Origin of the sequence: Paenibacillus sp. PvP094 (assembly GCF_040546835.1) — a bacterium.
GTDB lineage: Bacteria > Bacillota > Bacilli > Paenibacillales > Paenibacillaceae > Paenibacillus > Paenibacillus illinoisensis.
Genome location: NZ_JBEPOM010000001.1, coordinates 5,279,751 through 5,293,235, shown reverse-complemented (window position 1 = coordinate 5,293,235; position 13,485 = coordinate 5,279,751). Strand labels below are relative to the sequence as shown.

Here is a 13,485-nt window from a genome sequence, read left to right as displayed (position 1 = left end):
TTTATATTGATTATCTATCTTCAAGCAAAGCATTCTCGTCCCAGTGAAATTCGACTTCCTGCCCACCCAGAACCCATTTCTCTGGGGAGGTTGTACTCATCCAATCTCTCGCATATCCTATTGGTAAAGACTGTGAAGCTACTTGGTAAGCTTTTCGAATCTCTTCTTTTATCTCATTATCGACAATCTCTGGGTCGGCAGAAATAAATAACGGTGTTCCACTACTGGATAAAAGCTTGAGCCACTGTCTGTTCAACTCCCATGGGATCTTATACGTTATACCCACACAGTCTGCGTCCACTTGGAACAAGGCATTGTGCTGTGGCATACGGAATGCCAAGGTGTTAATCCCCATTTTTCTCGTTCTTTCCCATTCAATACCGCTTGTATCATCACCCGTACGTTGTAAATGTACAAGACCTGCTGCTAGATGACCGATAGTATTACAACCAATGATGACAGTATTTCCGGCCGCCTCACGGATCGCTTTATACAAGTTCACGATGATTTCGGCTGTCGTTTTTGAACGATCTATGAAAGCTTCACGATACGCAAACAGAGAATCATTCATTTCATAACCCCATTTACCAAAAATATCGAATGTCGTGAAATCATGTTTAATCAACATATAGCCCCAATCTACAAATCTACGAATATCTTTTTTTATTAGTTCAAGTACTTCCGGAGCAGAGGGATCTAAGATCGTTGACCCATCTCCGTCACTTGTTCTTCTTTTAAAATAAACCTCTTGCCTTTCACTGGTCAGTAGGGGGCGGTACCATATCCCTGGTTTAACCCCGTGGCCTTTCATTTCATCAGCAAGTCGTTTCATATCGACGAATCGATTGTTTCCACGGTCCCACGGCCCTCCATTGCAAGATTGTCCGTTAAGACGCACTGGCTGCCATCCGTCATCAATGACCATGTAGGGTCGTGGTCCAGATATCGGTGCAAGTTCTGCGAGCAGCTTGCTATCTTCAATAATATTGTTGTAAGAGCTATTTCCGTAAGCATAATACCAATTGTTACTTCCGTATACGGGCTCATCCGTCTGTAAAGGGTCATCACATAACAATTTGCAAAATTCACAAGCTGCTTCAAATGATGTTTCTTTGGTTAGACCTGTGCGATATATAATTGTAGCCGCATTCAGTATGCGGTCACCAAGCCGTACTCCTTTGGTTCCATTTCTGACATCTAAAGTTAATGTATATCCTCGCGGATCTGTATGCCAGTAACAGATAGCACCTGGGCGTGTCTTCACGCCCAAACCATTAGTGGTTTCTCCTGTGTTAACGAGGAAATACCACGGAAGTTTCCGGTCAATTACGTGGCCTCTCCACTCCAGATCTCCGTAACCTCTCTCAAAGTGGTCGCCCAGAATTTTCACTTGTTGTGGCCAATGGACATTCCATCGTAGGACTATATAAAACACTTCAGTTAAAGGTGAGTGAAGACTTACTTCCATTTGCTCACCATTCTTAATAATATCAACAGACGTATCATCTTTTCTCCACTTCCATGTGGAAGTTCCCCTTGTCATTGGTGCTTTGCCCTTCATGGTTTCCACATACACAGTATCTGGTGGAATTGAAGTAAATAATGTCATAATAATTTTCCCTCCATTACTGATTTATTTCATATCAAATTTTTTCCTAATTTGATCCGCGAGCTTTGGTAAGGCGACTTCCGCTCGCTGTTTCCCTCTTGCAATTTCATCCACAACTGGCTGAATTAAATCATGTGCTTGGGCCAGGTTTGGAAATGACGGCATAACTACCGTATTTTCTTTCATTGCTTTTGGAACAGCTTCTACACTTTCCGGGGAGTACTGCCCGTCCAGAAACATTTTCTCTGCGCGCTTCACGGAAGGATACGCTCCTACAATATTGGACTGGATATCCTGTCCACCTCCGTGGGTCAGGAACTCCAGAAGCCGCCACGCTTCATCTGGGTGCTTCGTCTGAGAACCAATAGCAATTGGAAGACCAAGAAGCTGAGATTTATTGCCTGCTTTTCCGGCCGGTGTTTCCACAACATCAAAGGAAAACTTCGTTTCTTCCGTATAAGCTTTCCAGTTCCATGGTCCGCTAAAGGTCATCGCTGCTTTTCCAGCCAGAAACAAATCTCCAAGCCCTTGAGATTCTGCTGTAGTTGGTGCAACATGATGGACCGTCGTTAAATCGGCCACCCACTGAAGGGCTTCAATCGTTTCCGGAGAATCCATCAGTACCTCACTACCATCTTGACTAAAGAGCCCTCCTCCATTAGCAACTATGGCTTCTTGCCATGAATATGAAGCCATTCCGAATTGAAGGGTTCTCCCCTTTTCGTCCCGCTTCGTGAGTTTTTTTGCCGCATCTAAAAACTCATCCCAGGTCCAGTTATCTTGAGGGTAAGTAACACCCGCTTCGTCAAACATATCTTTGTTGTATGCGATATTAATAGTTATCAAATCTCTTGGAAGAGCATACAGTTTATCTTCCCATGTGCCTCTTTCCATAGCTCCAGGTAGCCAATCTTCCTTGTTTAACTTCTCTCTATCCATATACTTATTCAGTTCGAGCAGTAAACCTTTTTCTGCAAAATCAGCCAGGTATACGTCTTGTATCCAAACAAGATCGGGTTGGTCGTTTCCTGCGGACATGGTTACAAATTTTTGCATAATGTTATCATAAGGAGCAACGACAATTTCAACACGAATGTCCTGATTTTGTTTTTCAAATTCTTCAATAATTTGACGATCACCATTTACTTCAGCAGGGCCATTCCCCCACATCATGATCCGAATTGTTTTTTGATCTCCCTCTTCTGTCTGCCCTGCTTGGGTGCAGCTAGTAAGTAACAAACACATGAGGATTAGGAAGATCAATCCACTCAACGTCTTCATTTTTCTCATCTACATCACCCCTTTTGGTATCATTACGGAGAACATTAGCCCTTTAATCCTGAAGTGGCTATCCCTTGTACAAAATACTTTTGAGCAAAAAAGAACAATACAACAAGCGGTGTGATAACCATCGTACTAGCTGCCATCATAGGTCCCCACAACATTGTATTTTGTCCCTTGAAGGTCTGAATCCCAAGAGATAACGTGAACTTGCTCGTATCATTCAGATAGATCAATGGACCAAAGAAATCATTCCAACTCCCCATAAAACTTAAAATAGCGACTGTTAATAGAGATGGAACGATAAGTGGCAGCATGATATTCCAGAAAATGCGGAAAGGCCCGCATCCATCTATAATGGCTGCTTCATCAAGTTCTTTGGGTATTGTTCTGAAAAATTGACGAAGTAAAAATATGAAATACGCGCTCCCAAAAAAAGAAGGAACAATTAAAGGTAAGAAGGTGTTTATCCAGCCAAGTTTTGCGAAAATTAAGTAGACCGGAATCATGGTAACTTGGGAGGGGAGCATCATCGTTGCGAGTAACATCATGAACCAGAAATTTCTTCCCTTCCCGTTAATACGTGCAAAGCCATATCCAACCAGCGCGCTAGAAAACACCGTACCCACAACAGAAGTCAACGTAACTATAATGGTGTTCTGATAGAATTTCAGGAAGGGTACAAGTTCAAAGACTTCCGCATAGTTCTTCCAGTCCACTTCTTTAGGAATAAGTGAAGGCGGATAACTAATAGCTTCTGCCTCTGGTTTCAATGATGTCCCAATTAGCCATATAAAAGGTAAAAGGAACAAAATAGACATGAACACAAGAAGTATATACGATACAATGCGATCCAAAAGTTTAGATTCTTTTTTAGATGCTTGAATACTTTGAAGACTCTGTTCAGATACACTTGTATTTAGAACTGTTTTAGCCATTGTGCCCTCCTTAATCTTCATAGTAGACGCGCTTGCCAAAGACTTTGAACTGAACAACCGTGAAGATGAGAATGATAACAAACAATACCCAAGCTATAGCCGAAGCATACCCCATATTGAAATAGTCAAAAGCATTTTGATATAAATACTGAACCATAAAAAGTGAGGCGTAATTAGGACCACCATTACTCATGACATATGATTGCGTAAAAATTTGGAACGAACCTATCATTCCCATGATTAGATTAAAGAAAATAACATGAGACGTCATGGGGACTGTGATATGGATAAACCTATTGAATCGACCAGCGCCGTCCATTTCTGCGGCTTCGTATAAAGATTGAGGAACACCCTGCAAACCGGCTAGATATATAACCATCCCTCCCCCTGCTCCCCATAGACTCATAATAATCAACGCTGGTTTTACCATCGTTTCACTCGCGATCCAGTCTGATGTTGGCAAACCTATTGAAGATAACATCGTATTTGCAAGTCCGAACTCCGGCTGGAAAATGAGCAACCATAATAACGAGTTGGCTACTGCAGGAACAAGAGAAGGCAAATAGAACAACGTACGAAATGTGCCCATAAATTTCACTTTGGTGTTTAGCAGAACAGCAAGCAGATATCCCACCACCAATCCCAGAGGCACTCCAACAAATGTGTAGTAGAACGTATTCCATAGAGACTTCCAAAAAATAAAATCCTGAGTCACCAAGCGATAATTATCCAATCCAATCCAGTTGGAACCCCCAAATAACTTCCAATCTGTGAAGGACATATACAAGGAGTAAATCATTGGGCCGGCAGTAAGGGCTAAGAAACCAAACAACCATGGTGAAATAAACAGATAGAAATGTTTGGTTCTACTGTTCGTAATACTTCTCAATTCTTATCCACTCCTCGATTGGGTATTAATATAGAGCTAATTAAAATAGAACGCTTTCATATGTGAGATAGAGCAACTATAATATAAAATGTCTATTGCTATTGCCCCCTTCCCTAATGAAATGAACATAAGAATTAAATTGATTATAAAGCTATGTAATGAATTAATGGATAACCAACAAGGACTTCAAAAGCGTTATTAATGAACCAAATGGGACATAGTTTTTTCTTTTTTATCACTGTAGAACTTTAAATGGGGAGGGATCGAAGATGGAGAAAGCGGAATTTCAACACCTTTTATTTGAGAATAAACGTATGGAAATCTACTTACATGGTGCTCACGAGTCGGGATTTAATAATGCAAGAACGATATGTCAGAGACATTTGCATCATATGATGTTTGAGGTAAATATTGTGCTAGCCGGCTCACAGATCGTGATGTTTAATGACTTCTCATATGAACAGCATACAGGAGAACTCTTGTTGATTCCGCCAATGACCGTTCACCAGTATAAAACGGAGAAAACTCAATTCACCAAATTTTTTGTTGCTCATATTAAAGTAATCGATGTCGATTTTTTGCAGAAAATCGCTAATATTGCTCCTCTGTTCATTCAGCAAGGAAATTCAGATTTAACGGATCTGATAAAACCGTTGGTTTATGACTTAATGAACAAGCTTAAAAAAAATGCCTCTAATATATCCATTTTCCAAACTATACTGGACATTTCACTTCACATTGAGAATTACTGTGATGAAAAAGCTTCCATGCTCTCTTTGGGAACAGAATTGTCTTACGAAATCGCCAGAAAGATAGATGAACTAGTTGTGTTAGGGATGGATACTGAGGCTGATCTGAACATCAATTGGTTTGAAAATATCTCTGCTAAGCTAGGACGAAGCAGAAGACACTGTAGCCGGGTATTCAAAGAGCATTATGGCATGTCTCCTAGGGAATATCTAACTATTTTGCGGCAGCAAGAGGCCATGCAGTTGCTAATAAATACTGAAGAAACAATTGAACAAATTGCATATCGAATCGGTTTTGGCAACGTGCAAAGCTTTATCAGGCAATTTTACAAATGGACTGGTCTGACTCCGGGAGCCTTCAGGAGACAGGAAATCAATACGCATATGTACTTGACTCCACTTGAACTCCAACCTTAGGAATATCAAAAAAAGGAAGCCCGCCGTTCTAATAGGGGCTTCCTGACTTTAATTTATTGAACGACTACACTATCAAGATAGATCGATGTTGTACCGCTAGAGTTTACAGGTGAGTTGAACTGATCACCGACTTCCTTCACATCGTGCAAGTTCGCAACACCAGAGAGATTCAATGTCAGCGTTGTTGCATTGGAAGAGTTCATGTTAACAATTCCCGAATCATACCAAGTTAGCTTAGTGACTAAACGTTAATCGAACTATGCTTTTGCCCATTTCGGAGTCAGTACAAGTTCTTTCCTTGACCCGAGACAAGAACTTGTACCAATAAAATAAAAAAGCCGCTGCATTAGCGACTTCAACGTCTATTAAAGAATAATGACAAAATGAATGCTATTCCGATTCTGTATCTTCATTTTCCGCTTTTTTGAGCTGTTTTCTCTCCACATGGGCCTTCCCCCATTGATGTAAAGTTTCCAAAATCGGAGAAAGGCTCATGCCGTATTCCGTGATGGAGTACTCCACTTTGGGAGGGACTTGAGGATAAACAACTCGCTTCACGATCTCTTCCTCCTCCAACTCGCGCAGATGGAGCGTAAGCATCCTTTGCGTGATATCAGGCAGCAATCTTTTTAATTCATTGAACCTCAAAGGTTCACCTTGAAACAAATGATAAAGAATCATCGGCTTCCATTTGCCGACAATTGAATCCAGCGCAACAACGAATTGGCATTGGATAGGGTTCTTTTGCATGTGTTCTCCTCCGTTACAGTACCTTTTTTAATACTATACCACATGATTGTGCGTACTTCACAAATAGTATATATGCGATATGATTAATCCAGAAAGTGTATTTAATTCAATTACAGAAAGGAAGTTTTAAATCATGTCAACCGTATTATACATCACCGCACATCCTCTTGATGCTCAGTCATCTTATAGCCTCGCAGTTGGGAACGAATTTATTGAAGCATACCGTGAGGCAAACCCATCAGATGAAGTTGTTTATTTAGATCTATACCAAGAGAACATTCCGGAAATCGATGCTGATGTCTTACACGGTTGGGAAAAGATTCGATTAGGTTCTTCTTTCGATCAATTGACGGATGCTGAGAAATCAAAAGTAGCTCGTCATGAAGCGATTATTGACCAATTCGTGGCTGCCGATAAGTATGTGTACGTCTCACCTATGTGGAATTTCTCGATCCCACCTGTTCTGAAAGCATACACGGATTCGACTTCAATTCCAGGTAAGACTTTCAAATATACGAAGAATGGCCCTGTGGGTCTGTTGTCCGGCAAAAAAGCATTACACATTCAAGCTTCCGGATCCATTTATTCGGAAGGTCCGCTTGCTCCGATTGAAATGGGATACAGCTATCTAAAAAAGATATTACATTTCTATGGAATTCAATCTATTGAGGCAATTTTTGTGGAGGGAACGGCATCATTAGAGCAAGCACCAATTATTAAGGAAAAAGCAATTGCAAAAGCAAAGGAAGTTGCCAAACGTTTCTGATCTCACGTTAATAAACAAAAGCAGCCAATCACATGAACTGCACCCCAATAGTTAGATATCATCTGGCAATTGGAGGTACAGTTCAACATAAATCGGCTGCTTTCTTGTTTTTATTCAACTAACCTTTCCCGTTAGTTGAATTAAAGCAGCTGATCAAAAGATCAGCTTCGTTTCCCGTTAGCTTAATGAGAGATGATTGGAGCTAAGTAATAATTAGTTTACTATTATCGTTCATCAAAGTCCTTTAGTTCATGAAAAAAATGGCCACCTAATGGTGACCAAAACTGCAGTGAAACCATCTCTACTTCTTACTAACTCGAATCCATACCTCACAGATTGAATCTTGGTGCGTATCATCAATCCAGTAGTATTTCTCTATACATGGTCCTTCTAATTGTTCAAAATTCGTCGAGGGAAACCACTCGGAATAGATACGTTTCCAGATGTTCAGAATACCCAGTCCGATTTCAACATCGTCCCGAACCGTCTCCCTACTGTCGAATACCGCATAAGTTTGACCCGGAACATGAAGGACAGTAAATTCATCCGGAATCTGTTTTCCATTCGGTAGTTCTGCTCCCATCAAATAGCGTTTTGTACCATCCTCATCAAAATCAAAATGATAACCCTACAGCAGTGATCCCGCTGGTCTTTCTGGCAAATCGTTAATCTGATCATGAATGCCATTCTTCCAAATTTCCTCCACAAACACGGGTATCTCCTTGTAGGCATCCATTTGTATAGTAACCGTCTTACCAAAAACTGTTGATTCCATTTCCTCCACGATTCGATAATTCATCTCGGTTTCCCCTTTAATCTGAATTTGAAAGGAGATTCGAGGAAATGCTTTAAGTTTTACATTCATTTTCTTAGCCGTAAGAGGTGTAACCCCATGTATCCGTTGAAAAGCTTTTGTAAAAGCCGCCGGACTGTCGTAACCGTACTTAAGCGCGACATCAATGACTTTACAATCCGTTCCCGCTAACTCCTGCGCCGCAAGCGTAAGCCGCCTATTCCTCACGTACTGAGTTACAGTCACACCGGTTACTGCATGAAACATGCGCTGAAAATGATATTTTGAACTCATTGCCGACCTAGCAATGTCCTCAATCTCAATCGGCAGTGCAAATGTTGTTCCACATAATCAATGGATCGACGAAGCAACTTAAGTATTTCCAAGATCCGCATCTCCTTTCTCCTACAGTGTAAAAGAACCGTTGAATATCTTCTTGTTTAGAAGTGCTCCATTTTGTCTAGAAAGTCAAGTACAAAACGAGAAATTTTGTATGTAATGCTTCAGCATGTTCAACCCTTTGATATTTTGATTTATATTAACACATATTGAAAGAGTTCTGCCCATTTGCTTAAGAAAAACAACTGTGGTGGGAGACTATTCTTGGACTATTCCTAAACTAACCTGCCCATTAGTTGAACAAAAGCAGCCGATCATTTTGATCAGCTGCTTTCTTTGTTTTAACGCTATCGTTTCACGTTAGCTTAATTTCCAACATTTTCGAAGTTAGTTTATTGATTTATCATTTTCTTGCTCTACAGTAGCCTCAATTATATTTAAGCTCATCTCATTGAAGCCAAAATCTATAACTGGGTGTAGAGGAAAGAGAACCTGCCGAGCTCGACCACTGTGCGTAGCGGATATTCGCCTCGAAATTCGCGTGAGTTGCTCGAGTCGACCTGCGGGGCGCGCTAGGTGTTTTTCAGCACCCCATACCCGTCAATTAGCGCCATACCGAGGATGATCTTTTTATCTTCAACGGTTTGCTCCTGTCGAGCCGGTTGCGATGCGAGGGTCAAGTCCGTACTGCGGTGGCAGTCCCAGGTGATCGCGGAGGGTCTTTCCCTCGTAACCGTCATGGAAGAGGCCGCGTTCGCGCAGGACCGGGACGACTCGATTGACGAAGTCGGCGATCCCGGTGTGGAAGTCGTCGAAGGTGATCATGAAGCCGTCCGCTGCCTCGGCTTCGAACCACTCCTGGAGGTGGTCGGCGGCCTGCTCGGCGGTGCCGACCACGGAGGGGATGGGATCGAACACGGCGTGGGCGAGGATGTCGCGGGGCGACCATCCTGCTTTGGCCAGCTCGACTGCGCGTGCGGACCGGTCGTCCTGGGGATGCGCCCGGACGGAGGCGAGCTGCGCCGTGGTGAGGGGCTCGTCGGGCAGGGTGAGTTCCTGTTGCAGGCCGAGGTAGGCGCTCAGGCGTGACAGCGGCCCGCGGATGTCTATCCGGTCATCGAGCGCGCGACGTGCGTTCAGGGCTTGGCTTTCGGTGTCGCCGATAGTGAAGCCGGCGAATGCGATGAACTTGATTTCCTCGGGGTCCCTGCCTGCCTGTGCTGCGGCCTGTCGCACGGTGTGGCGCTGTGCTCGGCTTTCCTCGATGTTGAACGACATTCCGATGACGACGTTGGCGTACATTCCGGCCGCTTGTAGGCCGTAGCCGCTGCTGGCGGGCATGATGATGACCGGCTGGCCCTGCTCGGACGGTGGGACAGGAAGGGGGCCGCGTGCTCCAACGTGCCTACCTTGCAGGTTGACCGGTCGGATATAGGACGGGTCGGCGAACATGCCGGCTTGGTCGGGCTGGCCCGCCTCGTACCCCCAGCTTCCCCAGAGCGCGTGAACGACCTGCATCACTTCGTGGAGACGCTCGTACTTGTTCTCCCGGGGCGGTAGAACCTCGCCGAAGTTCGCGAAAGCATCGGGTTCGTAGCTCGGGACGGCGTTCCATCCGGCCCGGCCGTGGCTGATGACGTCGAGAGCCTTGAGCTGACGGGCCAGCAGATATGGCTCGGTGAAGGAGGTGGACGCCGTGCCGATCAGTCCGATTCGTTCGGTCGCCTGGGCCAACGCCGAGAGGGTGATGATCGGGTCTATGTTCATCAGGGGCGGTGACGTGGCCAGGTCTCCAAACATGAAGAGTCGGTCGGCCACGAAGACGAACTGCAGTCCACCTCGTTCCGCAGTCCGTGCCTGCTCCACCGTGACATCTATGTTCGTGTAGGACCCGGGGTCCACGTGCGGCATCCGCCATGTGGCGGGGTGATTACCAAAGTTGTTCCCCAGGCCCACGCCCAGAATCATGTGCTTGTTTTTCATTTCCGGCGTACTTGCGTCTGTGTCGAGGGCATCCCCATATAGTTGAAGCCAACCCCTTCAATAAGAGCGCCCAGTTTTAATTTTTTTATATTATTCATTAATAAGCCTTCTTTCTAACTAGAATGTCATCTTAGTAAAACAGACATAGCTGTAGTATTGTTTAGTAGCCATTCTATACATCGCCCTGTCACTGAAGTGAAAACATGTCTTCCTGTAGAATCAAAAATTGAATGAGGGTGCCAAATCTCAGTTAACAGAAGGACCGGAATGACGATTGCAAAATTCATCAAATTTGTCTGCCTATCTATACAATGTTCTTGTCATAAACTCGGAAAAAACTTGGTTCCTTAGACAAAAGCCTGCTGCGGCGAGCTTACGAGCAAGAAACCACCCATAAAATCCCGTTCCAAGAATTACAAAACTAACCTTTACATTTGCAGGGCGCGGCTGATCCTGATAATCGTCTCCGCGTCGGGATTCATTCCTGGCCCGAACCGCTCCGCAAAGATGGCTACCGACAAGTCGCGACGCTTGGGAAGCCGTTCCCGTTCGGCTGCTGCCAGCGCCGGCCCGATCTCGTCATAGCTCAGGTTAGTGCAATAGACCGGCGAACCGGGTTGTTGACGCCAGGAGTTTGCGAGCGTGCCAGCGTCATAACCATCGAAGCCGGTGTCATCCATCAAAGCAATGGCGACTTTACGGTCACTGGCACGATCGCCTGCAATAGGAAGAGCAACCCGGTTTGGTTGCCCCTTGACCTGCCCATTCTCGGCGAAGGGAAGCGCTCCGATTGCGTTCCATGCCTTAACGATTGGTCGTCCGAAGTAATCCTGGACCCACTCACTCTCAACCTGACCCGCCTCAATCGCCGGGTTCAGGCCACGTTGCGGGAAATAGTTAGAGGTGTCGATTACCACCGTCTGCTGAGGTAATGCCGCCACCAGGTGCCTCACCTTCTCGAATCCGGTATGAGGCATGGAAAGGATCACAACGTCCACATTGCTTACCGCATCCTCCGCCGTAGCGGCGCTCGCGCCAGTTTCCAGCACCTCGGTTGCGATTGTTTCAGGGCCGCGTGAATTTGCCACTTTCACGTCGTGACCAGCAGCAGCGAGCTTGCGGGCAAGTGTGGTGCCGATAGTTCCTGCTCCAAGAATACCTATTTTCTTCATTGTTGTTTGCTCCTTTCAATAAGAAGACCATTCAATAAAGGGATTGGCCAGCGCTTCGAGTGTGAAGCGAAGGTCTTGCCTCCCAGCTTCAGTTAGTTGGAGATCTTTGAGACTCTCACTATGATCCTGACGTATTAAGGAGGAATTTACCCAAGGACATACAAATATCAAAATAAACACTAACTCTCATAGTTAAAACTCCTCTAGTCAAAGAACACTTAGCAGACTAACTAAATATCTAAGTTTATTTTTAGTTGTCAACGTTACTACATTGATTGCTCTTATTTAGTTAGCCTCTTCCCCGTTAGTTGAACATCCAACAGATCAGTTCAAGAACGGTTCATATAACTTATGAATTATAAATTTCTCTACTTATATTAACAACATCTTTATCTGAATAACCAGCAAGAGCTGATAACTTCTCTAACACCTTATTCCGTAGGAATGGGGCTTTTTCTTTATTTGCATATTTTAATGCATTGGTTAGTTCCTCTTTTGTTAGTTCAGTGCAATATGCAGGAGTTCCTGGCTGGTGTCTCCACGAATCACTTAAAGAACCACTATCTACTGTATCAAATCCCATTTCGTTAACGATCTTCTGGATTGTTTGCTTTTGTGATTGACTATCCCCAGCAATTGCCATAGCTATACGACCTTGATTGCCTTCTGGTTTTCCTTTCTTATCTAAAGTCTCGGTTAATAAGTTGTTAAATGCTTTAATTATTGGTCTACCTAACTGATTTGAAACCCATACACTTTCAACCATCCCGTCCTCTATTTCTTCGATTTTATTGTCTCTAATAAAAGGAGCATAATTTGAAGTGTCTACAACGACCACTTCGTCTCCAACTTTATCTATAACATTACGAATGCTAGGCAATGCAGGAAAAGGTATAGAAATGATAAGAACATCAATATTTTCAATTATATCTTCTACACTCACAGGCGTTCCTGTAAGTTCTTTTCCTTCCAAACGCTCAATCCCACGAGCATCTGCAATTTTGACCTCATGCCCATTCTCAACTAATTTTTTAGAAATCGTTGACCCAATTTGTCCTGCACCTATAATTCCAAATTTCATTTTCATTCCTCCTAAATAATCTATGTTCTAAATAATACTTTTTCCCGGTTTGAGTAATTTGAGTACAAGAACTAGTAACATAGGACTCATAGAGAACATTGGAGTCTTAGCAATGAATTCTCTCCGCTAATTGAACGTAGTAATTTCTCTTGTTAGACTAGACTTGCTATTGAAATCTTATTAGAGTACCTTATTTAAAACAAGTACGTTTTTTTTTAGAACATACTACTAAAAATGATACTAATGAGGTTTTTCACACACTTTTAGGAGCAAAAGGAGGAAAACAAATGGACCACAGCAAGAAGCATTCGTATGATTGTGGAATAAACAAAGTACAAAGAATAGTTGGTGGGAAGTGGAAATTATCGCTATTATGGTATATTTCCGAAGAAACAAGAAGATTTGGGGACATTAAACGAGCTTTACCGGATATTACACAATCGATGCTAACGAAGCAACTCAGAGAATTAGAAAATGATGGACTATTACATCGCGAAGTTTATAAAGAGGTTCCACCCAGAGTGGAATATACCTTAACAAATCTTGGTCAGCGGTTTTTGCCAATCCTTAAAAGTATGTCTGAATGGGGAGATTCCAATTTATAATAAGAGTCAATCTTTTATTATGAGAAGAAAAGATTGTTCAAACAACCGGCTGTTTTTAATTTCATGACTTAAAGAACAGTTTAAAAGAGGTGTTCCAGAACAATATTTACTTA

The 13,485-nt window shown here is 43.3% G+C and carries 13 protein-coding genes and 1 pseudogene; 3 read left to right on the top strand and 11 right to left on the bottom strand.

All coding sequences use genetic code 11. The annotated features are described in order from the left end of the window. Positions 1-10 precede the first annotated feature (10 nt). Genes ABIC22_RS24085 through ABIC22_RS24070 form a run of 4 tightly spaced genes read right to left on the bottom strand, consistent with a single transcriptional unit; the run spans position 11 to position 4,717 of the window. Complete coding sequence (locus tag ABIC22_RS24085; RefSeq protein ID WP_354484354.1) at positions 11-1,609, bottom strand: glycoside hydrolase family 36 protein; 1,599 nt, start codon at positions 1,607-1,609, stop codon at positions 11-13. Between the two features lie 24 nt (positions 1,610-1,633). Beyond that, positions 1,634-2,899, bottom strand: coding sequence for an ABC transporter substrate-binding protein (locus tag ABIC22_RS24080; RefSeq protein WP_354484352.1), 1,266 nt, complete (start codon positions 2,897-2,899; stop codon positions 1,634-1,636). Positions 2,900-2,934: 35 nt separating this feature from the next. After that, positions 2,935-3,828, bottom strand: coding sequence for a carbohydrate ABC transporter permease (locus tag ABIC22_RS24075; protein ID WP_354484350.1), 894 nt, complete (start codon positions 3,826-3,828; stop codon positions 2,935-2,937). Between the two features lie 10 nt (positions 3,829-3,838). Next, positions 3,839-4,717, bottom strand: a complete 879-nt coding sequence (locus ABIC22_RS24070; protein WP_246058593.1) for a carbohydrate ABC transporter permease — start codon at positions 4,715-4,717, stop codon at positions 3,839-3,841. A gap of 269 nt (positions 4,718-4,986) precedes the next feature. Between ABIC22_RS24070 and ABIC22_RS24065 the strand changes: the two genes are divergently transcribed. Then, a complete protein-coding gene (locus ABIC22_RS24065) occupies positions 4,987-5,883 on the top strand; it encodes a helix-turn-helix transcriptional regulator (RefSeq protein WP_354484349.1) in 897 nt (298 codons plus the stop codon). A gap of 53 nt (positions 5,884-5,936) precedes the next feature. Here the strand turns inward: ABIC22_RS24065 and ABIC22_RS24060 are convergent. Together ABIC22_RS24060 and ABIC22_RS24055 are read right to left on the bottom strand one after the other, a co-directional pair. After that, a pseudogene (locus ABIC22_RS24060) lies at positions 5,937-6,104 on the bottom strand (glycosyl hydrolase); the annotation flags it as partial. 169 nt (positions 6,105-6,273) lie between these two features. Continuing rightward, complete coding sequence (locus ABIC22_RS24055) at positions 6,274-6,633, bottom strand: winged helix-turn-helix transcriptional regulator (RefSeq protein ID WP_127541401.1); 360 nt, start codon at positions 6,631-6,633, stop codon at positions 6,274-6,276. A gap of 133 nt (positions 6,634-6,766) precedes the next feature. Between ABIC22_RS24055 and ABIC22_RS24050 the strand changes: the two genes are divergently transcribed. Beyond that, positions 6,767-7,399, top strand: a complete 633-nt coding sequence (locus ABIC22_RS24050; protein ID WP_127541398.1) for an FMN-dependent NADH-azoreductase — start codon at positions 6,767-6,769, stop codon at positions 7,397-7,399. Positions 7,400-7,700: 301 nt separating this feature from the next. Here the strand turns inward: ABIC22_RS24050 and ABIC22_RS24045 are convergent, their stop codons facing one another. The 5 genes from ABIC22_RS24045 to ABIC22_RS24025 form a co-directional block, all read right to left on the bottom strand. Continuing rightward, on the bottom strand, positions 7,701-7,982 hold the full coding sequence (locus tag ABIC22_RS24045) for a GyrI-like domain-containing protein (protein WP_354486079.1): 282 nt from the start codon (positions 7,980-7,982) through the stop codon (positions 7,701-7,703). A 45-nt stretch (positions 7,983-8,027) separates the two neighbouring features. Next, positions 8,028-8,486 carry a helix-turn-helix transcriptional regulator gene (locus ABIC22_RS24040; RefSeq protein ID WP_354484348.1) on the bottom strand — a complete coding sequence of 153 codons (459 nt, stop codon included), beginning with the start codon at positions 8,484-8,486 and terminating at the stop codon, positions 8,028-8,030. A 681-nt stretch (positions 8,487-9,167) separates the two neighbouring features. Beyond that, positions 9,168-10,514 carry an NtaA/DmoA family FMN-dependent monooxygenase gene (locus ABIC22_RS24035; RefSeq protein ID WP_354484347.1) on the bottom strand — a complete coding sequence of 449 codons (1,347 nt, stop codon included), beginning with the start codon at positions 10,512-10,514 and terminating at the stop codon, positions 9,168-9,170. 428 nt (positions 10,515-10,942) lie between these two features. Then, positions 10,943-11,686 (bottom strand): NADPH-dependent F420 reductase, encoded by a 744-nt coding sequence (locus tag ABIC22_RS24030; protein ID WP_354484346.1) that lies wholly within the window; start codon positions 11,684-11,686, stop codon positions 10,943-10,945. A gap of 349 nt (positions 11,687-12,035) precedes the next feature. Next, the gene (locus ABIC22_RS24025; protein ID WP_354484345.1) at positions 12,036-12,767 is read right to left on the bottom strand and encodes an NADPH-dependent F420 reductase; all 732 of its coding nucleotides are present in this window, start codon (positions 12,765-12,767) and stop codon (positions 12,036-12,038) included. 287 nt (positions 12,768-13,054) lie between these two features. Between ABIC22_RS24025 and ABIC22_RS24020 the strand changes: the two genes are divergently transcribed. Next, positions 13,055-13,372 (top strand): winged helix-turn-helix transcriptional regulator, encoded by a 318-nt coding sequence (locus tag ABIC22_RS24020; RefSeq protein WP_354484344.1) that lies wholly within the window; start codon positions 13,055-13,057, stop codon positions 13,370-13,372. The last annotated feature ends 113 nt before the right edge of the window (positions 13,373-13,485 follow it).